Source organism: Streptomyces sp. NPDC036984 (genome assembly GCF_055607665.1).
Genome location: NZ_JBVJRL010000011.1, coordinates 18,042 through 39,929 on the forward strand (window position 1 = coordinate 18,042; position 21,888 = coordinate 39,929).

General features: G+C 72.4%; 17 protein-coding genes, 5 tRNA genes and 1 riboswitch. Of the genes, 11 read left to right on the top strand and 11 right to left on the bottom strand.

Translation table 11 applies throughout. The features are described from left to right. Positions 1–133 precede the first annotated feature (133 nt). From lhgO to ACZ7DL_RS20850, 3 genes are all read left to right on the top strand, one after another. Positions 134–1,351: an L-2-hydroxyglutarate oxidase gene (gene lhgO, locus ACZ7DL_RS20840; RefSeq protein ID WP_470775809.1), complete on the top strand. Its 1,218-nt coding sequence runs from the start codon at positions 134–136 to the stop codon at positions 1,349–1,351. A 137-nt stretch (positions 1,352–1,488) separates the two neighbouring features. Next, positions 1,489–2,325: a tRNA (guanosine(46)-N7)-methyltransferase TrmB gene (trmB, locus tag ACZ7DL_RS20845; RefSeq protein ID WP_470775811.1), complete on the top strand. Its 837-nt coding sequence runs from the start codon at positions 1,489–1,491 to the stop codon at positions 2,323–2,325. A 42-nt stretch (positions 2,326–2,367) separates the two neighbouring features. Then, entirely contained in the window at positions 2,368–3,684 is a 1,317-nt protein-coding gene (locus tag ACZ7DL_RS20850) for a PrsW family intramembrane metalloprotease (RefSeq protein WP_470775813.1), read from the top strand. Between the two features lie 274 nt (positions 3,685–3,958). Here ACZ7DL_RS20850 and ACZ7DL_RS20855 read toward each other — a convergent pair whose 3' ends face one another. Together ACZ7DL_RS20855 and ACZ7DL_RS20860 are read right to left on the bottom strand one after the other, a co-directional pair. Continuing rightward, positions 3,959–4,903: an aldo/keto reductase gene (locus tag ACZ7DL_RS20855; RefSeq protein WP_470775815.1), complete on the bottom strand. Its 945-nt coding sequence runs from the start codon at positions 4,901–4,903 to the stop codon at positions 3,959–3,961. 69 nt (positions 4,904–4,972) lie between these two features. Continuing rightward, positions 4,973–6,031 (bottom strand): M23 family metallopeptidase, encoded by a 1,059-nt coding sequence (locus ACZ7DL_RS20860; protein WP_470775817.1) that lies wholly within the window; start codon positions 6,029–6,031, stop codon positions 4,973–4,975. 9 nt (positions 6,032–6,040) lie between these two features. Beyond that, positions 6,041–6,204: riboswitch (cyclic di-AMP (ydaO/yuaA leader) on the bottom strand. 299 nt (positions 6,205–6,503) lie between these two features. Between ACZ7DL_RS20860 and ACZ7DL_RS20865 the strand changes: the two genes are divergently transcribed. After that, positions 6,504–6,577, top strand: a tRNA-Met gene (locus ACZ7DL_RS20865). Positions 6,578–6,624: 47 nt separating this feature from the next. Here ACZ7DL_RS20865 and ACZ7DL_RS20870 read toward each other — a convergent pair. Next, positions 6,625–7,758 (bottom strand): dihydrofolate reductase family protein, encoded by a 1,134-nt coding sequence (locus ACZ7DL_RS20870; protein ID WP_470775818.1) that lies wholly within the window; start codon positions 7,756–7,758, stop codon positions 6,625–6,627. A 93-nt stretch (positions 7,759–7,851) separates the two neighbouring features. Here ACZ7DL_RS20870 and ACZ7DL_RS20875 point away from each other — a divergent pair, with 93 nt between their 5' ends. Both ACZ7DL_RS20875 and ACZ7DL_RS20880 read left to right on the top strand, forming a co-directional pair. Then, complete coding sequence (locus ACZ7DL_RS20875) at positions 7,852–8,385, top strand: MarR family winged helix-turn-helix transcriptional regulator (RefSeq protein WP_470775820.1); 534 nt, start codon at positions 7,852–7,854, stop codon at positions 8,383–8,385. Between the two features lie 83 nt (positions 8,386–8,468). Beyond that, positions 8,469–9,122, top strand: a complete 654-nt coding sequence (locus ACZ7DL_RS20880; protein ID WP_470775822.1) for a GTP cyclohydrolase II — start codon at positions 8,469–8,471, stop codon at positions 9,120–9,122. A 7-nt stretch (positions 9,123–9,129) separates the two neighbouring features. Here ACZ7DL_RS20880 and ACZ7DL_RS20885 read toward each other — a convergent pair whose 3' ends face one another. Then, entirely contained in the window at positions 9,130–10,551 is a 1,422-nt protein-coding gene (locus ACZ7DL_RS20885; protein WP_470775824.1) for a DHA2 family efflux MFS transporter permease subunit, read from the bottom strand. Between the two features lie 13 nt (positions 10,552–10,564). Next, positions 10,565–11,200, bottom strand: a complete 636-nt coding sequence (locus ACZ7DL_RS20890) for an NADPH-dependent FMN reductase (RefSeq protein WP_470776126.1) — start codon at positions 11,198–11,200, stop codon at positions 10,565–10,567. Positions 11,201–11,354: 154 nt separating this feature from the next. Here ACZ7DL_RS20890 and ACZ7DL_RS20895 point away from each other — a divergent pair, with 154 nt between their 5' ends. Further along, a complete protein-coding gene (locus ACZ7DL_RS20895; RefSeq protein WP_470775826.1) occupies positions 11,355–12,044 on the top strand; it encodes a TetR/AcrR family transcriptional regulator C-terminal domain-containing protein in 690 nt (229 codons plus the stop codon). A gap of 118 nt (positions 12,045–12,162) precedes the next feature. On the opposite strand, the gene ACZ7DL_RS20900 is transcribed toward ACZ7DL_RS20895, so the two are convergent. From ACZ7DL_RS20900 to ACZ7DL_RS20925, 6 genes are all read right to left on the bottom strand, one after another. After that, positions 12,163–12,235: transfer RNA gene (locus tag ACZ7DL_RS20900), tRNA-Lys, on the bottom strand. A 99-nt stretch (positions 12,236–12,334) separates the two neighbouring features. After that, positions 12,335–13,855, bottom strand: a complete 1,521-nt coding sequence (locus ACZ7DL_RS20905) for an amino acid permease (protein WP_470775828.1) — start codon at positions 13,853–13,855, stop codon at positions 12,335–12,337. 70 nt (positions 13,856–13,925) lie between these two features. Further along, complete coding sequence (locus ACZ7DL_RS20910; protein ID WP_470775830.1) at positions 13,926–16,046, bottom strand: FG-GAP repeat domain-containing protein; 2,121 nt, start codon at positions 16,044–16,046, stop codon at positions 13,926–13,928. Positions 16,047–16,304: 258 nt separating this feature from the next. Further along, positions 16,305–18,464, bottom strand: coding sequence for a DEAD/DEAH box helicase (locus ACZ7DL_RS20915; protein WP_470775832.1), 2,160 nt, complete (start codon positions 18,462–18,464; stop codon positions 16,305–16,307). Positions 18,465–18,781: 317 nt separating this feature from the next. Then, complete coding sequence (locus ACZ7DL_RS20920; protein ID WP_470775833.1) at positions 18,782–19,291, bottom strand: hypothetical protein; 510 nt, start codon at positions 19,289–19,291, stop codon at positions 18,782–18,784. A gap of 88 nt (positions 19,292–19,379) precedes the next feature. Further along, positions 19,380–19,730 (bottom strand): metallopeptidase family protein, encoded by a 351-nt coding sequence (locus tag ACZ7DL_RS20925; RefSeq protein ID WP_470775835.1) that lies wholly within the window; start codon positions 19,728–19,730, stop codon positions 19,380–19,382. 83 nt (positions 19,731–19,813) lie between these two features. Here ACZ7DL_RS20925 and ACZ7DL_RS20930 point away from each other — a divergent pair, with 83 nt between their 5' ends. The 4 genes from ACZ7DL_RS20930 (at position 19,814) to ACZ7DL_RS20945 (ending at position 21,720) form a co-directional block, all read left to right on the top strand. Next, positions 19,814–21,358: a metallophosphoesterase family protein gene (locus tag ACZ7DL_RS20930; RefSeq protein ID WP_470775837.1), complete on the top strand. Its 1,545-nt coding sequence runs from the start codon at positions 19,814–19,816 to the stop codon at positions 21,356–21,358. Between the two features lie 80 nt (positions 21,359–21,438). Further along, positions 21,439–21,511, top strand: a tRNA-Glu gene (locus ACZ7DL_RS20935). Between the two features lie 36 nt (positions 21,512–21,547). After that, a tRNA-Asp gene (locus ACZ7DL_RS20940) sits at positions 21,548–21,622 on the top strand. Positions 21,623–21,646: 24 nt separating this feature from the next. Beyond that, a tRNA-Phe gene (locus ACZ7DL_RS20945) sits at positions 21,647–21,720 on the top strand. Positions 21,721–21,888 lie beyond the last annotated feature (168 nt).

Below are 21,888 nucleotides of genomic sequence, written 5' to 3' on the forward strand. Positions count from 1 at the left end.
GCCGGGCTGCTGCGATCACGCGACTGCGGGTGGTCAGTGGCTTGTCGCGCGGTTCCCCGCGCCGCTGAGCGGTGCTGCCGTTCCCCGTGTTTGAAGGCACTGTCAGTGGCGCAGTGCACTATCGGAGGCGGAGGTGGTGCAGGTGCGGGCCGGGGCGTACGACTGTGATGTGCTCGTGGTCGGTGGGGGAATCGTCGGGCTCTCGACGGCGTATGCGATCACCCGGGCGGCGCCGGGCACGCGTGTGACCTTGCTGGAGAAGGAGCCCGGGCCGGCCCGGCACCAGACGGGGCGCAACAGCGGGGTCATCCACAGCGGGATCTACTACCGCCCGGGCTCGCTCAAGGCGCGGTACGCGGTGCGGGGCGCCGCCGAGATGGTGAAGTTCTGCGCCGAGTACGGCATCGCGCACGCCGTCACCGGCAAGCTGATCGTCGCCACCGAGCGGGAGGAGCTGCCCCGGCTGCACACGCTCGTGCAGCGCGGCCGGGAGAACGGCATCCCGGTGCGGGAACTGGGCCCCGCCCAGATCGCGGGCTACGAGCCGGAGGTGCGCGGCCTGGCCGCCATACACGTCGGTACGACCGGGGTGTGCGACTTCGTGGGCGTCGCCCGGGAACTGGCGCGGGCCTCCGGGGCGGAGATCCGGTACGGCGCCCGGGTCGTCCGGGTGGACCGGCGCGCGGACCGGGGCGTGGCCGTGCTCACCGCGGCCGGAGACGTGGTCCGCGGGCGGGTGCTGGTGAACTGCGCGGGGCTGTACTGCGACGAGGTGGCCCGGCTGACCGGCGACGAGCCCGAGGTGCGGATCGTGCCGTTCCGCGGGGAGTACTACGAGCTGGCGCGGCCGGAGCTGGTGCGCGGGCTGGTGTATCCGGTGCCGGACCCGGCGTTCCCGTTCCTCGGGGTGCATCTGACCCGGGGCATCGACGGGGGCGTCCACATCGGCCCCAACGCGGTGCCGGCGCTGGCCCGGGAGGGGTACGGCTGGGGGGTCGTACGGCCCCGGGAGCTGGCCGGGACGCTGGCGTGGCCGGGGTCGTGGGCGATCGCCCGGCGGCACTGGCGGTACGGGGCGGGTGAGCTGCACCGCTCGGTGTCCAAGGGGGCGTTCCTGGAGGCCGTGCGCAGGCTGCTGCCCGGTGTGGAGGCCGGGGATCTGGTGCCGGCCCCTGCCGGGGTGCGGGCGCAGGCGGTGTTGCGGGACGGGACGCTGGTGGACGACTTTCTGATCCGGGAGGGGGCGCGGGCGGTGCACGTGCTCAACGCGCCCTCGCCTGCCGCGACTGCCTCGTTGCCGATCGGGCGGGAGGTCGGGCGCCGGGTGCTTGCCCTGCTCGGCTCGCTGTAGTCGCCGTACCAGGGGGCTCCGCCCCCTGGACCCCCGCTTCGCCCATCCGCCCACCCGCCCGCACCCGAAGGGCAGCGCTCCGTCCGCCTGTCAGTGACCGTCCGCCTGTCGGTGAGCGCCGTAAAATCTGTCTTACTGTGTCTGACTTTCTCAATGCCCCCGAAGCCCCCTCCCCGGCCCCCCACACCCCCGGAGCCTCCATCCGGCACACCCGGGCCAAGGGGGAGCCGCGGTTCCCGGACGGGCCCAAGGCCGATCCGGCCGGCTCGCACTTCGAGCGGCGGATCCGGAGTTTCCAGCCGCGGCGGAGCCGGGTGACGGCCGGGCAGGCCGACGCGCTCCAGCGGCTGTGGCCCAAGTGGGGGCTGGACATCGACGGGCAGCGGGTGATCGATCTCGGCGAGCTGTTCGGGAACGACCGTCCCGTGGTCCTGGAGATCGGGTTCGGGATGGGCGAGGCCACCGCGCAGATGGCCGCGGGCGACCCGGACACCAACATCCTGGCCGTCGACGTGCACACCCCCGGCCAGGGGAACCTGCTGGGCCTGGCCGACCGGAACGGCCTGTCCAACATCCGCGTGGGCAACGGGGACGCGATCATCCTGCTGCGGGAGATGCTCCGCCCGGACTCCCTGGACGGGCTGCGCGTCTACTTCCCCGACCCGTGGCCCAAGAAGCGGCACCACAAGCGGCGGCTCATCCAGCCCGAGTTCCTCTCGCTCGCCGCCACCCGGCTGAAGCCCGGCGCGATCGTGCACTGCGCGACCGACTGGGAGCCGTACGCCGAGCAGATGCTGGAGGTGCTCACCGCGCACCCCGACTTCGAGAACACCCGGGCAGAGGGCGGCTTCGCGGCACGCCCGGAGTTCCGGCCGCTGACCCGTTTCGAGGGACAGGGACTGGACAAGGGTCATGTGGTGCACGATCTGCTGTTCCGGCGCGTCCCGCACCGGACCGCTGAGCAGGACCGATAAACCGCTCCAGCCCCTCGTCCCGCCACCGTTAGGGTCGATGCCGTGGCCACCAGTCCTCCGTTCCCGACGTATCCGCCGAGCCCAGAGGGCGGTGTGCTCCGCCACCCGCACTGGTGGCAGCGCAGATGGGTGCGGTACGGGGCACTGAGCACGCTGCTGGTGCTGTCCGGCCTGGTCATCCTCGCGCTCGTCCGGCGGCAGACCGGCACGGAGGGCTTCCTCGTCGGGCTCGGTCTTGCCGTGCTGCCCGTGCCCTGGCTGATAGCCGCCTTCCGGTGGCTGGACCGGGTGGAGCCGGGCCCCTGGCGGAACCTGGTCTTCTCCTTCGCCTGGGGAGCGTGTGCGGCGGCGCTGATAGCCATCGTGGCCAACAGCTTCGCGACCCGGTGGATAGCCACCTCGGTCGCGGACCCGGTCAGCGCCGACACCCTCGGTGCCACCGTGATAGCGCCGATCGTGGAGGAGTCCGCCAAGGCCGCCGCCGTACTGCTGGTCTTCCTCTTCCGCCGACGCGACTTCACCGGGATCGTGGACGGGGTGGTGATAGCCGGGGTCACCGCCACCGGGTTCGCCTTCACCGAGAACATCCTCTACCTCGGCACGGCCTTCGGGACCGACCAGCTCACCGGCGACCGCGGCATCGCCTCCGTCACCGCCGCCACCTTCTTCGTGCGCATCGTGATGTCCCCGTTCGCGCACCCCCTGTTCACCGTCCTCACCGGCATCGGCTTCGGGATCGCCGCGCTGTCCGCCGAGCGGCAGCACGCGCGGCGCGTCCTGCTCCCCCTGTGCGGACTGCTGCTCGCGATGAGCATGCACGCCTTCTGGAACGGCTCCTCCACCTTCGGCGAGTACGGCTTCTTCGCCGTCTACGGCGCCTTCATGGTGCCCGCCTTCGGGGTGCTGACCTGGCTCGCGATCTGGATCCGGCAGCGGGAGCTGGGGACCGTGCGGGCGGAGCTGCCGGCGTATGTGCCGGCCGGCTGGCTGGGGCCGGCCGAGCCGTTCGCGCTGGGCTCGATGCGGGCCCGGCGGATGGCCAGGGACTACGCCCGGCACCACCACGGGCGCCCGGCGGCACGGGCCGTGGCGCAGTACGAGCGGGACGCCACGTCGCTCGCGTTCCTGCGGCACCGGGGGCGCACCGGCAAGGCCGGGGCCGACTTCGTCGTCCGGGAGCGGGAGCTGCTGGAAGAGCTGTGGAGACGCAGGTACGTGGCGCGGCCGGCGCTGGACTACGCGGCGCGAGCGGCCGCGCCGGCTCGGCCGGTGTACGCGGGACCGGTGCCGATGCCGTACTGGCCGGCGTACGGCGGTCCGGCGGTGCCGTACCCCGGGTACAACCCGTATCGGTCGTAGCCCCGCGGGGTCACGGTGGGTTCGGCACCGCCGGAACGCGCCGTCGCGGCCGATCACCCTCGCGGCGGAACGGGAAGGCCGAGGAGGGGGGCCGTCCTCCAGGGGGCTCGGCCACGACGGTGGGTTCGGCACCGCCGGAACGCGCCGCGGCGTCTCGGTGGTCTCCACAGCCTTGGCCTCGTCGGCCTCCTCGACCGCGTGGCCGATCGCCGTCGCCGCGGAACGTGACGGCCGAGAAGGGTGGCCGCGAAGGGTCGCCGCCCGCCAGGGGTGCTCAGGCCGATGCTTCGGTCAGCCTGGCGAGTTCCTCCTCCGTCAGGCGCAGCTCCGCCACCCCGAGCAGCGCCGGAAGCTGGTCCGCCGTGCGGGCCGAGGCGATCGGGGCCGTGATCGTCGGCTGGGCGGCCAGCCAGGCCAGCGCGACCGTGGCGACCGGGGCCCCGTGGGCGGCGGCGATCTCGTCCAGGGCCGCCAGGACCCGCCGGCCGCGTGCGGAGTCGGCGTGCGCCGCGGCACTGCCGGCGCGGGCGCTGTCGACGGTCGTGCCGGGGCGGTACTTGCCGGTCAGGAAGCCCGAGGCGAGGGAGAAGTACGGGACGGCGGACAGGCCCTCGCGGGCGACGAGGTCCTGGAGCGGGCCCTCGTAGGTGTCGCGGGAGACCAGGTTGTAGTGCGGCTGGAGGGCGACGTAGCGGGCGAGGCCCTCGCGGTCGGAGAAGTCCAGGGAGGCCTGCAGGCGCTCGGGGGTGATGTTGGAGGCGGCGATGTGCCGGACCTTGCCGGCCTTCACCAGCTCGTCCAGCGTGCCGATGATCTCCTCGACCGGCACCTCGGGCTTGTCGAAGTGGGTGTAGTAGAGGTCGATGTAGTCGGTGCCCAGGCGGCGCAGGGAGGCGTCGGCGGCGGCCTTGATGGTGGCGGCGGACAGCCCCTGGTACTCGGGGTGCTGGCTGACCTTCGTGGCGATGACGACGTCGGCGCGGTTGCCGCGCGCCTCGAGCCACTTGCCGATGATCGTCTCGGACTCGCCGCCCTTGTTGCCCTCGACCCAGGCGGAGTAGGCGTCGGCGGTGTCGATGAAGTTGCCGCCGGCCGCCGTGTAGGCGTCCAGGACGGCGAAGGAGGTGTCCTCGTCGGCGGTCCAGCCGAAGACGTTGCCGCCGAGGGAGAGCGGGAAGACCTCGAGGTCGGAGGAGCCGAGTTTACGTAGTGACGTCATACGTCATGTCAACGCCGGTGGCGGGTCGTCGCATCCCGCCACCGGCGCCAAGTTCGGGCAGAGGGCCGCTCAGGGGTTGAGGCCCTTGTCGCGCAGCCACGCCATCGGGTCGATGCCGGTGGCCTGGCCGCCGGGGTGGACCTCCAGGTGCAGGTGCGGGCCGGTGACGTTGCCGGTGGCGCCGACGCGGCCGATGACGTCGCCGGTGCTGACCTTCTGGCCGACCGAGACGCTGATCGAGGACTGGTGGCAGAACCACAGCTCGGTGCCGTCGTCCAGGGTGAGGACCGTGCGGTAGCCGTAGGCGCCGGCCCAGCCCGCCTGGGTGATCGTGCCGCTGTGGACGGCCTTGATGAGGGTGCCGGTGGGGGCGGCGAAGTCGAGGCCGGTGTGGTAGCCGGAGGACCACATCGAGCCGGCCTGGCCGAACGTCGAGGTGATCGTGTACGAGGAGGTCGGCAGCGCGTACTGCTTGGCCAGCTCGGCCAGCCGCTTCTCCTCGGCCGCCTTCTCCGCGGCGGCCTCCGCCTTCTCGGCGTCGGCCTCGGCCTTCTCCTTGGCCGCGGCGGCCTTGGCGGCGGCTTCCTTCTCGGCCTTGGCGGCGGCCTCGGCGCTCTGCTTCTCGACGGCGGCGAGCGCGGCGGCGGTGGCCTTGCTCTCGGCCTGGCCCTGCTGCTGCTCGGCCTGGGCCATGATCCGGTTGCGCAGGGCCTCGCCCGCGTCGGTGCCGTCCTCGGCGTCGGCCGAGGTCACGCCGACGCCGCTGAGCGCGGTGGCGGTGGTCTCGGACGTCTGGGAGTCGGCGGAGCCGTCGTCGAAGAGGGAGCCGACGGAGGGCATGTCGGGCAGGGAGATGGAGACCGGCGGCTTGCCGGTGTGGGCGCTGGCCATGCCGCCCGCGCCGACCGCGGCCATCACGCCGACGCCGAGGACGGTGGAGCTGCGCGCGAAGCCGCCGCGCTGCTTGGCGACGCGGTGCCGGCCACGGACCGGGGCGACGGATTCCTCGGTGGGGTTCCACTCCTCCCAGGGGCCCTCTTCGGCGCGGTAGGCGCCGTAGCCGAAGGTCTCGGTGGGGGCTTCCGCGGGTATGAACGGGGCTTCTGGGGCAGGGCGGTTGGACGCCACGCGGGCGTGCTCCTTTCCTTCCTCCGCCTACCGGGTTAGCTGACGGGTTCGGAGCAGGAAGGTCTCCTACGCGCGTATACCGGTCGTGAACTCAAGTCCACGGCGGCATTCGCGTGATTCACCCCAGGGTGGTGGTTCCCCGGTTCCCTTGCGGGATTCGGCGCGTGCGCACGGAGCCGTCTCTTGTGACGGCTGGGACGACCGCGCTGCGTTATCGAACGTTAATAGACCTGCCAGTCACTTTCCAACCCGTTCGACTTGATCATTAAGCTTTTTCGGCGGCGGACTTATCGGCCAGGACCCCCGCAGAACGGGCGAGTTGACCCGGGTACAGCAGTCATCTGCGGTTTTGATGGTGACTCAGATGTCATACGCATGGCACCCACCCGATCACTTTCCGTGATGATCGCCGAGCGTGTGGAAAGCGATGTGCATCGGGCCCTGAACATGGCGTATGCTGATGACACAACGACGCGGGGTGGAGCAGCTCGGTAGCTCGCTGGGCTCATAACCCAGAGGTCGCAGGTTCAAATCCTGTCCCCGCTACTGAAGACTCAGGGCCGGAATCCATTGGATTCCGGCCCTGAGTGCTGTCAGGCGAGCAGATGGGCGTTCGGCGCCTTGGCGAGAGCCTCCAGCTCCGGCAGGACGACGACCTGCGCACCCGCGGTGAACAGCATTCCCGCCCCGTCGGCCCCCGCCACGAACGTGTCCGGCTCCCGCCACGCGGTGACCACGCGGCGCACGCCCGCGGCGAGGATCAGCTCGGCGCAGGGCGCCGGGCGCGAGGCGCGGCGGGCGCAGGGCTCCAGGCTGCTGTAGACGGTGGCGCCGGGCAGCCGCGGATCGGCCGGGCCGACCTTCGCGAGGGCCGCCTCCTCCGCGTGGACCACGGGGTCGGCGCCCTCGCGCGAGTGGCCGCGGGCCAGCTCCGTACCGTCGGCGGCGACCACGACCGCGCCGACGCTGAACGCCGTCTCCGAGGGCGGGCACAGCGCGGCGAGCTCGCAGGCGGTGCGCAGCCAGTGGCGGTCGGCGGCGGTGGCGGCCGGACCGGTGCCGGGGGCCGTGGGCTCGTACCGCATGAGGACGACGTCCTCGATCCGGCGGGTGTCGAGCAGGCGCAGACGACCGTCCTGGTAGCCGCCGGGCCCGAACAGGCGCGGGGCCGCGGGGTCGCCGACGAAGAGCGGGGCGAGCACCAGCTGGAGTTCGTCGGCGAGGCCCTGGGTCAGCAGCTGGGTGTGGACCGTGCCGCCGCCCTCCACCATCAGGCGCCCGACTCCGCGCACGTCGTTCAGGTGCTCCAGCAGGGCCCGCCAGTCGAGGGCCGGGCCGAGCGGGACGACGTCGGCGGTGCGCCCGAGCAGGCGGGCGGCCCGCTCGGCGCCCTGGTCGGTGGTGTAGACGAGTTTCGCGCCGCCGGTGTGCCAGAAGTTGGCGCCGGGGTCGAGGTCGCCGGAGGCGGTGACGGTGACCTTGAGCGGGTACTCCGGCCTGCCCGCCGCGATGCGCGCCGCGCGCCGCTCGGCGGAGTTGACCAGCAGCCGCGGGTTGTCGGCTCGGATGGTGCCGGCGCCGATGAGGATGGCGTCGACGGAGGCCCGCACCTCGTCGACCCGGTCGAAGTCGGCCGGGCTGGAGAGCAGGAGCCGCTCGGGACCGGTGTCGTCCAGATAGCCGTCGAGGGAGACGGCGGCGGACAGCAGCACGTACGGCAGGGGCATCGGCGCCCTCTCTTCGGAGGCGGACGGTCACTGGGCGGACGGTCGGCGGACGGACAGCTTGGTTCAAGTTTGAAACAAACTTACACTGGCGGCATGACGACCCGCTGGCTCACCCCCGAGGAGCAGCGCGCCTGGCGCGCCTACATCGCCGCCTCCCGCCTCCTGGAGGACGCGATCGACCGGCAGCTCCAGCAGGAGGGCGGCATGCCGCACCTGTTCTACTCGGTGCTGGCCAACCTCTCCGACGCCCCCGACCGGCGGCTGCGCATGACCGATCTCGCCGAGACGCTGAAGATCACGCGCAGCCGGCTGACGTACGCGGTGACCCGGCTGGAGCGCGACGGCCTGGTGCGGCGGGAGAACTGCCGCTGGGACAAGCGCAGTTCGTTCGCGGTGCTGACGGACGAGGGGATGACCGTACTGGAGCGTACGGCACCCGGGCACGTCGAGACGGTACGTGCCGCACTGTTCGACCGGCTCACCCCGGAGCAGGTGGGGCAGTTGGAGGAGATCTGCACGGGGATCGCGCGGGGGCTTCAGGGCGCGGACGACGAGGCGGGGTCCGCGACGGAGGACGTGCCGTGGCGCCGGCGGTCGTCGCCCTGCTCCGGCGCCTCACCCGAGTGACGCATTGATTCAACTTTGAAGCATGCGGTAAGGTCCCTGCGAACCACTGCTTCAAAGCTGAAGCAATGCCCCGGAGGGACTGCATGCCCGACATCCCCGCCGCCACCCCGCGCGCCCGCGTCCGGGTACCGCTGCGCTTCGCCGACGGCTACACCGCCGACGCGGAACTCGTCACCTTCCACGGTCTGGCCGACGGCCAGGAGCACCTCGCCGTCGTCCTCGGCGACCCCGGCCCCACCCCGCTGGTGCGCCTGCACTCCGAGTGCCTGACCGGCGACGTCTTCGGCTCGGCCCGCTGCGACTGCGGCCCCCAGCTGCGCGAGGCGGTCGAGCGCATCGCCGACCGCGGTGGCGTCCTGCTCTACCTCCGCCAGGAGGGCCGGGGCATCGGCCTCTACAACAAGCTCGACGCCTACGCCCTCCAGGACGAGGGGCTCGACACCTACGCGGCCAACGCCGCCCTCGGCCTGCCGGAGGACGCCCGCGACTACACGGCCGCCGCGCAGATGCTCGCCGCCCTCGGCGTCAACGAGCTGGACCTGCTCTCCAACAACCCCGACAAGGCGGCGCAGTTGCGCACGCTGGGAGTCGCCGTACGGGACCGGGTGCCGACCGGCGTCTTCACCACGGCCCACAACGTCCGCTACCTGCGGGCCAAGGTGCTCCAGACCCAGCACACGCTGCCGCTGGCCGAACTGACGGAGCTGCCGGAGCTGACGGAGCTGACGGCGGGCTAGCGGGCGCTCAGCCCTGGCGCCGGGCCGGGAGCCGGAGGGCCGACAGGACGCCGAGGGCGAGCAGTGCCGCCGCCACGGCGTAGGCGAGCCGGAAACCGGCCGGGTCCGGGCCCGTCGCGCCCAGCACCACCGACAGCAGGGCCGTACCCACGGACGCGGCCAGCTGGGCGTTGATGCTCAGCGCGGTGCTCGCCGCGGCCAGCCGGTCCGGGGGCAGGGCACGGGTCGCGGTGGTCATCGTCGGCATCAGGGTCATCCCGGCGCCGACGCCCATGACCATGCCCGCGACGACGATCCGCCAGGGCGCCACCCCCGGTACACCCGTCTGCCAGGCCAGCAGGCCCATGCCGAGGGCGGCGACCGCGCACCCCGCGGCGACCAGCCGGCGCGGTACCGCCTGATCGATCCGGCGGGCCGCGATCTGCATGGTCGTACCGACCACCAGCCCGACCGGCGCCCCGAGCAGTCCGGCCGCCGTCGCGCTCAGCCCCCGCTCCTGCTGCCAGTACAGCGGCCCGAGCAGCATCGACCCGAAGTAGCCGCAGGTGAACGGGGCGAGGGTGCCGATGCCGGCGGCGAAGGTGCGGTCCCGCAGCAGTCGCAGGTCCAGCAGGGGCGCGCGGACGGCGAGCGCCCGCCGGACGAAGGCCGCCGCGAGCACGGCACCGGCGAGCACCGGTACCAGGGCGCCGGGCGCGGTGAAGTCGCCGCGCCCGCCGCCGCGCGAGAGCCCGTACAGCAGCAGGGCCAGGCCGGGCGAGAGCATCAGCAGGCCGGGGACGTCCAGCCGCTGCAGGTCCCGGCCGCGGGCGTCCGGGGCGTCCTTCGGCAGCAGGCGGGCCGCGAGGAACAGGGCCAGGGCACCGACGGGCACATTGATCAGGAAGATCCACTGCCAGGAGGCGGCGTCGACCAGCCAGCCGCCGAGCACCGGGCCGGCCACCGGGCCGACCAGGATGGGCAGCCCCAGCAGGGCCATCGCCCGGCCGAGCCGGGCCCGGCCGGCGGCGCGCATGCCCATCGTCATGCCGACCGGTTGAAGCAGCCCGCCGCCCAGCCCCTGCACCGCCCGGAAGGCGATCAGACTGCCCGCGTCCCAGGCGCAGGCGGCGAGCACCGAGCCCAGTGTGAACAGGGCCAGCGCGATCACGTACGTCCGCTTGGCGCCGATCCGGCCCATCGCCCAGGCGGCGGCCGGGATGACCGCGGCGAGGGCGAGCGTGTACGCGGTCGCGGTCCACTGGATGGTCTCCAGCGGCGCGCCGAAGGACTCCGAGAGGCGGCGCATCGCGACGTTGACGATCGTCATGTCGAGCACGGCCATGACGGTGCCGAGGACGACGACGGTGACGACGCGGTAGAGCGCGGTGGGGGGCGTGTCCGGGGCCGGCGGGGCCGGCGCGGACCGCGTGGTGCGGAAGGTACTCATCGCGCGCCGCCCCTCAGGCGCCGTAGGGGCGCTCGGCGCGTGCGGTGCGCAGCGCCCGGCCCCACCACGTGAGCTGGCCGAGCATGCCCTTGGCGGCGCCCGTGCACACGTCGGCGTCGCGCGGGACGCCGTCCTCGCCGAGCCCGGACCAGGGGCCGTGCAGGCTGACCGAGTCGCGCACGGTCACCGCGTGCAGTTCGGCGAAGACCAGCCGGAGCTGCTCGACCGCGCGCAGACCGCCGCCGAGACCGCCGTACGACACGAAACCGACCGGCTTGGCCTGCCACTCGCGCAGGTGCCAGTCGAGGAGGTTCTTCAGGACCGCCGGGAAGCTGTGGTTGTACTCCGGCGTGACGACCACGAACGCGTCTGCGGCGGCGAGCCGCGGCGAGACCTCCCGCAGCGCGGCGACGGCCTCGGGGCTCGGCGTGCCGCCCCAGCCGGGCATCACCAGCGGCAGGTCCACGTCGGCGAGGTCGATGACGTCGAACTCGAGCCCCGGATCGGCGGCGGCGGTGGCGAGGAACCAGTCGGCGACGGCCCGCCCCAGGCGTCCCTCGCGCACGCTGCCGACGATCACGGCGACGCGGAGCGGAGGCTCCTGGGCGGCACGGGCACCGGTGGCGGAATCGGTGGCGGGCTCGGTGATGGCGGCGGTGATGGACACAGCTCTCCCCCTCTAGGGCGTCCGATGACGGCGGCCGGTTCGGCGACCGCCCTCCCGCAAGGTACAACGATCGTTGTAGCAATTACAACGTCCGTTGTAACTCGGATAGGGTGGGCTGGTCACCAAGGAGGCAGGCGTGGGCGAAACGAACGAGTCCCGGCTGGAACAGGCACGGCGCGAGGTCTCACCGCGCAAGCTGCAGAAACAGATGGCCATCGCGAGCGCGGCCTGCACGGTCTTCGGCCGCGAGGGCTACGCGCGCGCGGCCGTCGACGCGCTCGCCGCCGCGGCCGACGTCTCCACGCGCACGCTGTACAACCACTTCCCCGGCGGCAAGGCCCAGCTCTTCCAGACCGTCGTCACCTGGACGTCGAGCGAGGTCCGGGACGCCCAACTCGCCCGCCTGCGCGCCGTACTGGACCCGGAGCGGCCGCCGCACCCCGACGACCTGGAACGCGACCTGGTCGCCCTGGCCCGCGCCTTCAACGGGCTCATGACCGACTACGCCAACCACTTCGCGCTGGTCCGGCACATCCACGCGGAGGCCGACCACGTACCGCCCGAGGTCCTCAGGGCCTGGCACGAGGCGGGCCCGGAACCGGTCGGCCGGGCCCTCACCGAGGCGATGGCCCGCCTGGAGGACGCCGGCCTGCTGAACCTGCACGGCGACGCGGCCCTGGCGGCCGGCCACTTCACGGCCCTGATCTCCCACCGGATCATCCAGACGACGCACTACGGCGTCCTGCCGTTGCCGGCGGCGGAGACCGACCGGCTGCTCCGGGCGGGAGTGGGCGCGTTCCTGCGGGCGTACGGCGCCCAGCGCTGACATGAGCCTTTCGAGCGGCCCGCGCACGCCCCGGAAACGACGTCGGCACCCGAGCCGACCGAAGCCGGCTCGGGCGCCGTCCCGCAGGTCGGAGGAGTGATCCTCCGCCCCGCATCCGTAGGCCCTGTGGGACTCGAACCCACAACCAATGGATTAAAAGTCCACTGCTCTGCCAATTGAGCTAAGGGCCCAGGCGATGTTGCCTGTCCGAGCATAGCCGGACGAGGCCGTGTCTCCGATCGGGTATCGGGGACACGGCCGCGTCGGAGGGGGCCCGAGTGGGTGGAAGGTTACTTTTCGGCCGGTACCGAAGCGGCGGTCGGGATCCGTCTGAGGAACCAGTGGCGGGCCGAGACCAGCCACCAGGTCGTCGCGAAGCCGAGGACGACCAGGACGGCCACCGGGGCGTAGTTGAAGGTCTTCCAGGTGACCGGGGAGACCTGCGGGAGCATGAAGAGGACCGTGATCGCCGCGACCCACACCACCGAGACGACGCCGATCACGCCCGACCAGCGGCCCAGGTGCCACGGCCCGCGGTCGAAGGCGGCGCCCTTGCGGACCCGGAGGAGGGTCGGGATGACGTACGCGATGTAGAGGCCGATCACCGCGATCGACGTCACCGCCGCGTAGGCCGTCGAGTTGATGAGGTAGGGCAGGCCCAGGGCGAGGGCCGCGAGCGCGGCGAGCCAGACCGCTGCCACGGGGGTGCGGGTGCGCGGGCTGACCGTGTACCAGACGCGGGAGAAGGGCAGCGCGCCGTCCCGCGAAAAGGCGTAGATCATGCGGCTGTTGGCGGTGACGGAGGCCATGCCGCAGAAGAGCTGGGCGCCGATCACCACCAGCAGCAGGAGTTTGCCGGCCGTGGCGCCCAAGGCGTCCAGGAGGATCTGGGCGGGTGGGGCACCCGTGGGGGAGGCCAGCTCCTCGTCGTACGACTGGATGGCGAAGGTGAAGCCGAGGAGGAGGACGAAGCCGGCGATCCAGGACGTCCAGATGGAGCGGACGATGCCCTTCGGGCCGGCCGTGGCGGCGTCGTGGGTCTCCTCGGTCATGTGGGCCGAGGCGTCGTAGCCGGTGAAGGTGTACTGGGCCATCAGGAGGCCGAGGACGACGACGTACGGGGTGCTGCCCCAGCCCGTACGGTTCACGAACTCGGTGAAGACGAACGTCGCCGGCTGATGGTGGTCGGGGACCAGCGCCAGCGCGCCGGCGATCACCGCGACCCCCAGGACGTGCCACCACACGCTGACGCTGTTGAGGAACGCGACGATCCCGACGCCGAAGGTGTTCAGCAGACCGTGCAGCAGCAGGATCGCCGCGAACAGCAGCACCGTGCGGCCCGGGGTCACCTCGAAGCCGAACTGGAGGTTCAGGTAGGCGCCCAGGAAAGAGGCCGCGCCGAAGTCGATGCCCGCGGTCACCGCCACCTGGCCGAGCACGTTGAACCAGCCCGTGAACCACGCCCAGGCCGCCGCCGACCGCGGGGGCGCCAGCCGGTGGGCCCAGAAGTACAGGCCGGCCGACGTCGGGTAGGCGGAGCAGATCTCGGCCATCGACAGGCCGACGAACAGGGTCATCAGGCCCACCGCCACCCAGCCCCAGGTGATCACAGCGGGGCCGCCGGTGGTCATGCCGAAGAGGTAGAGGGTCAGGCAGCCGGAGAGGACCGAGATGATCGTGAAGGAGACGGCGTAGTTCGAGAACGCCGACATCTGGCGGGCGAGGACCTGGGTGTAGCCGAGCTGGGCCAGCCGTTCCTCGTCCGACGGGCCGGCCGCCCCCCGCGCGCTCGCTCTCTCATCGTCTGTCATGCCCCCAGCAATTCCCTCACCGGGGGCGTGACATGCGTCACTCGGGGCGCGGAGTGGCCGGAAGGAGTGGCTAGAAGATGCCCTTGTAGCCCTGCCAGCCGGTCGCGATCTTCACCCGCGCGGCGAACGAACCCCTGCCGTCACCGGTCTGCCGGTACAGGTTGCCCGCACTGTCCCGCGCCACCAGGTCGTTCCTGCCGTCCCCGGTGATGTCCCCGACCCCGACGACCGCGTTGTACGACGCCCCCCAGTCGGAGAAGACCTTCACCCGCTCCTCGACCTGGCCCGAGCCGGTGCCGTCGTAGCGCCACAGCGTGCCGGCCTTGTCCAGCGCCAGCACGTCCCCGAAGCCGTCGCCGTTCAGATCGCCGGCACCGACGATCTTCTTGTACGCCGACCAGGTGCGGATCTTGACGCCCGGCTTGAGTTTCCCGGCACCGTCGTTCGCGAAAAGGTAGACGTCCCCGGTCGACGCCTTGCGCGCCAGCAGGTCGGTACGGCCGTCACCGGTCAGGTCACCGGGGGCGGTCAGGACGTTGTACGCGTTCCAGCCGGTGCCGAGGGAGGTGTGGCTGTTCGACGGGGCGTACGACTCACCGCACCGGCCCGCGTAGCGGCGCAGTTCGCCGTTCGGCATGCGGGCCAGCAACTCGGCGCACCGGTCCGTGCCCATGTCGCCGAACGGCACGGCCACCGTCCCGGCCGGCCAGCCGGACGCGGTCTTCTTGAAGTCGAACGTGCCCTTGCCCGTGGTGTGGTGCAGGGTCAGCGCGCCCGAGGAGTTGAGCGTGGCCGGCTCGCCGTAGCTGTAATAGCCCTGGTCGTGGAAGCCCTGGAGGCCGCCGTTGTAGCCCAGCGGGCCGCCGGTCGTGTAACTGCCGCCGCCGTCCTCGGCGGCGGCCTTCAGGCTCCAGGTCTTGGGGCCGTTGGTGAGGTAGGCACCCTTGTCCGACTTCAGGTCCCAGTTCACCTCGACGTGCGCGCCCCGGCCCGTGAGGGTGCGCTCGGTGCGGCCCTGCGCGTCCTTCACGGTGAAGGTCCACTTCGCGGGCTTGTTCAGCTGCCAGATGCTGTCCCAGTAGTCGACGCCGGTGCGGCCCTTCACGTCGACCGCGTCGCCGGCCACGTCCGACTCGATCTTCGCCAGCGACTGCGTCGGCACCCCGCTCTGCACGATCCGGACCGTGTTGTCGGGGCCGACGTACGCGACGTCGCCGCCGAACTTGTCCACCGCCCAGGTCAGCCGCCGCTGGTCGGCGGTGGTCCCGGCCGGCAGGTCGGCGATCGCGCGCGGGGCGGCGGCCGTACCGGTGTGGTAGTCCGTCAGCATCAGCTTCCCGGCCGTCCGGTCGTGCCGGACCAGGTAGCCGTCACCGACCAGAGCGGCACCGGAGTCCACCTTGATCTGCTTCTTCGCCGTACGGTCGTACACGCCCGCGGCACCCGTCGGCCCGCAGTTCCAGTAGATCCAGCGGCCGACGACCTGGAGTTCCTTGACCGTGCAGGGAGCGCCGGTGGAGACGGTCGCGACCGTCTTCCTGGTCTCCAGGTCGTAGGCGGTGACGGTCCCGTTGCCGGCGCCCGGGGTCCACAGTGCCGAACCCCAGACGGAAGCGGCCGTGGAGGACCGGGTCAGCCGCACGTCGTCGCTGCGGTAGGGCTCCACCGCGTCGACGTACTGCTTGCCGGTCGAGGCCGCCTGGTAGACGTAGTAGCGGCCGGTGGCGTCGACGAAACGGCCGCCGGTGACGGTCGGCTCCGCCGTGCCGCTGCGCGAGTTCTCGGTCAGATGGATCTGGGCCGTCTGCTTGCCCGTCTCGTCGTCCATGAAGTAGCCGACGTAGGTGTTGCCGAAGGAGCGCATCGGTACGCAGCCCTGCGGGCCGGTGTCGCACGGCACCCGGTGCACGTGCCAGCCGCCCGCCAACGCGTCGGCGTAACCGCGATACGTCTGGGCCAGCACGGCCGAACCGTCGGCGGAGATCTGCCGGCCGACCACCCACTGGTAGCCGCTCGGCCGGTACTCCACGGTGGTCAGGAAACCGCCCGCGTAGTCGATGCCCCAGACGCCGTCCGTCGCGATCGGCGTGGGGGTGGTGTCCGCGGCCGCCGGGCCCGCGGTGGTCAGGGAGCCGGCGCCGAGGGCGGCCAGGCTGACGAGTGTGAGAGCGATCCGGGCATGCCGGGTCAAAGGGTCCCTCCCCAGGGAAGTCAGAAGAGGCGCGGCGGCAGGCCGTGTCGTAACCCCCTGGGCCACACTCCGCCACGCGAGCGAAGGGATGCTAGCAACCGCAACACCGGTTCCGACAGGGAGTTCCGGACGCGCCGAAAGCCATTTCTGCGCCGCCGCCCCGGCCGGCCCTCCGCCACCGCCCGGGCCGCCCCCAAAAAACGCCGGAAGGGCCCGTACGACCGGAGTCGTACGGGCCCTTCCTCAGCTCACTCGCCGTCAGCCGTTGCGCTTCCAGCGCGGCTTGTCCTCGCGGCGGCCGAAGGAGCCGGTGCCGCGGTGGTCGTCACGACGGCCGTTGGGGCGGTCGTGGCCGCCGGAGCGGAAGCCCGGACGGTCGTCGCGGCGGTCGCGGTTGAACGGCCGGTCGCTGCCCCGGTGTCCGCCGCGCTCGTCCCGGCGGAAGCCGCCGCGGTCGTCACGGCGCTCGAAGGAACGGCCGCCCCGGTCGCGGTCGAAGGGACGGCGCTCGCCCCGGTCACCGCCCCGGTCGTCACGGCGCTCGAAGGTACGGCCGCCACGGTCGTCACGGCGCTCGAAACCACGGCCGCCACGGTCGTCACGGCGGTCGTCACGGCGCTCGAAGCCACGGTCACGGTCGCGGTCGAACGGGCGCCGGTCGTCGCGACGCTCGAAGGTACGGCCGCCACGGTCGTCACGGCGGTCGTCACGGCGCTCGAAGCCACGGTCACGGTCGAACGGACGGCGGTCGCCGCCCCGGTCGCCGCCACGGTCGTCACGGCGCTCGAAACCACGGCCGCCACGGTCGTCACGGCGCTCGAAACCGCGGTCACGGTCGAAGGTCCGCCGATCCCGGCGCTCGTACGGCGCCGAAGCCGCCGGGCGCTCCTCGCGCTCGGTCTCGCGCTCCGCCGGCTCCTCGGCCACGGCAAGCTCCTCCGCGGCCGTCGCCTGGGCCTCGGCCACCGCCGCCTCCGGGTCCTCGCCGCGCTCGCGGGCGACCCGGGCGACCAGCCGGTCGGCCTCCTCGCGCAGCTCGGTCGCGCGGCGCTGGGCGCGCTCCAGCTGCTTGGTGAGCTGGGCGACCTCGCGCTCGGCCTGCTGGGCGGCGTTGGCGGCGGACTCGGCCTGGACCTCGGTCATCGAGCGGGCGCCGGTGATCTCGGCGACCTCCGGGTCGAAGGCGCCGGCGCCCTGGATGATGTGGCGGGCCGCGTCGACGCCGGCGTCCTCCATGAGGCGGAAGATCTGGCGCCGCTGGTGCGGCAGCGAGAGGGAGACGACCGTACCGGTGCGGCCGGCGCGGGCCGTGCGGCCGGCGCGGTGCAGGTAGTCCTTGTGGTCGCCGGCCGGGTCCACGTTCAGGACCAGGTCGATGCCGTCGACGTGGATACCGCGGGCGGCGACGTCGGTGGCGACCAGGACGTTGACGTAGCCGTCCTTGAAGTCGGCCAGGGTGCGGGTACGGGCGCCCTGGGTCATGCCGCCGTGCAGCGCGTCGGCCTTCACGCCGGCGTCGCGCAGCTGCTCGGCGACGCGGTCGGCGCCCAGCTGGGTGCGGACGAAGATGATCGTGCGGCCCTTGCGGGAGGCGATCGCGGCGGTGACCGGCGCCTTGTCCTTGGGCTTCACGATGAGGATGTGGTGCGACATGGTCGTCACCGCGCCCTGGGCCGCGTCCACCTCGTGGGAGGCGGGGCTGTTCAGGTAGCGGTCGACCAGGGTCTGGATCTCGTTCTCCATCGTGGCGGAGAACAGCATCCGCTGGCCGCCGGCCGGGACCTGGTCGAGCAGCTCGGTGACCTCGGGCAGGAAGCCCAGGTCGGACATCTGGTCGGCCTCGTCGAGGACGGTGATCTGCACGTCCTCCAGGGAGCAGGCGCCGCGGTTGATGATGTCGCGCAGCCGGCCCGGGGTGGCGACGAGGACGTCGACGCCGCGCTCCAGGGCGTAGATCTGGTTGCCCATGGAGGTGCCGCCGCAGACGACCTTCATCTTCAGGCCGAGGACGTCGCCGTAGGGCTGGAGGGCGTCGGCGACCTGCATGGCCAGCTCGCGGGTCGGGGTGAGGATGACGGCGCGGGGCCGCTTCTTCTCGGTGCGGCCGCCGGCCAGCTGGGCCAGGGTCGGCAGACCGAAGGAGAGGGTCTTGCCGGAGCCGGTGCGGCCACGGCCGAGGATGTCCTTGCCGGCCAGGGCGTCCGGGATGGTCGCGGCCTGGATCGGGAAGGGGGTCGTCACGCCGTTCTGCGCGAGCTTGCGCACGATGCCCTCGGGGAGGCCGAGGTCGGCGAAGGTGGTCTGGGGGGTGGTGTCAGCGGCCTCGGGGGCCTCGGTGACCTCGGTCGTCACGTCGACAAGTTCGTTGTCGATCTCGTTCTCGGACACGACGATCTGGTCAGTACTGGACACGGACATGCGAATGCGAAACCTTCCGGAGTCTCTTCGGCACGCGCCCGTCAACTCCGTGATTCGCTCACGACCGCCTCAATGCGGTCCGCCACGGCAAAGGAGAGTACGCGCCACACGGCGCGCTCTGTGGTGGCGCCGGGCAAATGGGATCAAACGATCTACCACCATACGCACCTACCACCCTCGAAGGCAAACCGAGCCTCATCGTCGCTGGTCGGCCGGGGACTGCTCCGTCGCAGCGGCGCTCCGCCACGACAGCCGAAGCCGGCGGTGCCGGCCCCACCGCACCACCGGACACACACCCCTCACCGGCACCGGAACCGTCAGGCCGCCACGCCCGCCGCGGGCGCCGGTTCCCGCTGCACCAGCTGCGGCCCCGTCTCCTCGTGCGCCGAGGACGACGGCTCGGCCGACGGCGGCTCCGACACGGGCGGCGGCGGGGGCGAGGCCGGCGGCTCGGGCGGGGCGGAGCTGGCCGGGGGCGTCGGCGGCACCTTGGTCGGCGCCGGCCCACCGGGCTTGACGGTCTTCCCCGGCTTCGGCGGTGCCGCCGACGCGCTGCCCGGGCCCGACGGGGTGGCCGACGCCGAGGCCGACTCCCCCCGCTTCGCCTTGCCGCCGTGCCCGTGCTTGCCGTCACCGGCGGCCTCCCCGCGGACGGGACGGCCCGCGTCGTCCACCGGGCCGCCGTCGGGCACCTCGCCGCCCCGCTGCCCCGCCGAGTGGGAGGGCCGGACCCGGCCCGCGCCGTCGCCCACGTTCACACAGCCGGCGACGGTGGTGACGGCCAGTACCGTGACGGCGAGACGGACGGGTACGTACAAGGGGCGCACGGGGGCCACCTCCGAGGGCAAGGAAAGGAGTCAACGTCCCCAACTCCCGCCGCCCGCAGGAGGACACGCGCCCGGCGCGCATCGGCGCTCAGCCGTAGCCGAGGGCGTGCAACCGGGCGTCGTCGATGCCGAAATGGTGGGCGATCTCGTGCACCACGGTCACCTCGGTCTCCGCGATGACGTCCTCGCGGCTGTCGCACATCCTGAGCGTGGGCCCGCGGTAGATCGTGATCCGGTCCGGCAGGACACCTGCGTACCACTCACCCCGGTCGGTGAGCGGAGTGCCCTCGTAGAGCCCGAGCAGCTCCGGGTCGTCGGCGGGCGGTTCGTCCTCCACGAACACCGCCACGTTGTCCATGAGCCGCGTCAGCTCCGGCGGAATCCGGTCCAGCGCCTCGGCGACCAGTTCCTCGAACTCCTCGCGCGTCATCTCCAGCACAGGGTCATTGTCCGGTACGGAAGGCCCGTACGAGCGTGCGGAACCGTCGCATATCCGCGCGGGCACATGGGCATACGGGACCAATGGCCCGCGTCCCCGTCGCAGCCCTGAGCATCATGCCGAACCGGACCTCCGACCGCCGCCGCCCTGCCCACCCGCTCCCCGCACTGGAACTCGCCGCCCGCCCCCGCCCCTGGCTGAGCGCCCTCGGCCTGACCGCGGTCGTCCTCGTCGGCGCCTGGCTGGGCCTCCTGGTCGTCGGCAACGTCCGGGCCCCGGTCGGCCCGATGGACACGACGATGGCGCTGCGCCCCTCCCTCTCCGGCGGCACGAAGATCAACCTCTCCCCGCTGGGCGCGCTCACCCTGGACAGCCATGTGGCGCCGGTCCGTCTGGACGTGAACGTCGACCAACTGGACCCGCTGCGCTCCCAGGCGCTGGTGGACCACCCGGAGCGGCTCTCCGGGCTCCAGGACGAGGTCGCCCGGGACGTCGAGCACGGCACGCTGGACCTGGCCGTACGCTCCGGCGCCGCCGTGGTCTCGGGGGCCACGGCCCTCGGCCTCGCCGTCTACCGCCGCCCGCGCCGCGCCCTGGCCGCCGGCGGACTGGCGCTGGCCCTGCTGGCCGCCTCGGGCGCGGCGGCGTACGCCACCTGGAACCCGAAGTCGGTCCTGGAGCCGCGGTTCTCCGGGCTGCTCAGCTCGGCACCGTCGGTGGTCGGCAACGCGCGCAGCATCGTCACGGAGTTCGACGTCTACCAGAAGGAGCTGGCGCGCCTGGTGACGAACGTGACGAAGCTCTACGACGTCACGTCCACCCTCCCGGCCTACCAGCCGGACCCGTCCGCCATCCGGGTCCTGCACGTGTCGGACATCCACCTCAACCCGGCGAGCTGGAAGATCATCGGCTCGCTGGTGGAGCAGTACAAGGTGAACGTGATCGTCGACTCCGGCGACACCATGGATCACGGCACGGCGGCGGAGAACGGCTTCCTGGACCCGGTCCGGGACCTGGGCGCGCCGTACGTCTGGGTGCGCGGCAACCACGACTCCCGGACCACCCAGCGCTACCTGGAGCGCATGAGGAACGTGCACGTCCTGGACGACGGCCGGGCCGAGACGGTCGCGGGCCTGCGGTTCGCGGGCACCGGCGATCCGCAGTTCACCCCCGACCGCTCGGCGGCACCGGGCGGCGACGCGGCCGAGCAACTGGCGGGCGACCGCCTGGCCAGCGCCCTGCGCGATCAGCGGGCGGCCGGCACGCCGGTGGACGTGGCGATCGCCCACGAGCCGTCCGCGGCTCGCGAGACGGACGGCGTGGTGCCGCTGGTGCTCTGCGGCCACCTGCACCACGAGGGGACCGAGATGCTGCCGTACGGCACCCGGCTGCGCATGGAGGGTTCGACCGGCGGCAGCGGGCTGCGCGCCGTGGAGCGCACGTACCCGGCCCCGATCGAGGCGTCGATCCTCTACTTCGACCGTGGCAGTCACCGGCTGCGGGCCTGGGACGCGATCAAGCTGGGGGGTCTCGGCCTGGCGACTGCCGAGGTCAGCCGCCACCTGGCGGACGAGAACCAGTCCGGCGCCACCGGCGCCTCCCCCTCCCCCTCCGCCACCTCGCCGTAAACGGTTTTGGCGATACACCCCGGCATCCCATATGCTTCTCACGTCCCCGACGCGCTGAGAAGCGCCCAGGCGGGCCGATAGCCCTCATCGTCTAGCGGCCTAGGACGCCGCCCTTTCAAGGCGGTAGCACGGGTTCGAATCCCGTTGGGGGCACGCAAGAACGTGTGCGACACTGTTGCACGCACGCTTGGTCCTGTGGAGCAGTTTGGAGTGCTCGCCACCCTGTCAAGGTGGAGGCCGCGGGTTCAAATCCCGTCAGGACCGCTGGTGTTTCACGTGAAACACCGTGGCTGGGTAGCTCAGTTGGTACGAGCGTCCGCCTGAAAAGCGGAAGGTCGCCGGTTCGACCCCGGCCCCAGCCACAGCCGCCCTCATCGGGCATTCGGCCCCATCGAAGATCTTTCGGTGGGGCCGATTTCGTATCCACCGCTCCCGCACTCGGCACGGCCGGGCAACCCTGACGATCAGGTCGCCCGACCACTGGTCCCGGGTCCCCGGCCACCAGTAGGATCTGGCCACGCCAGGGCGGG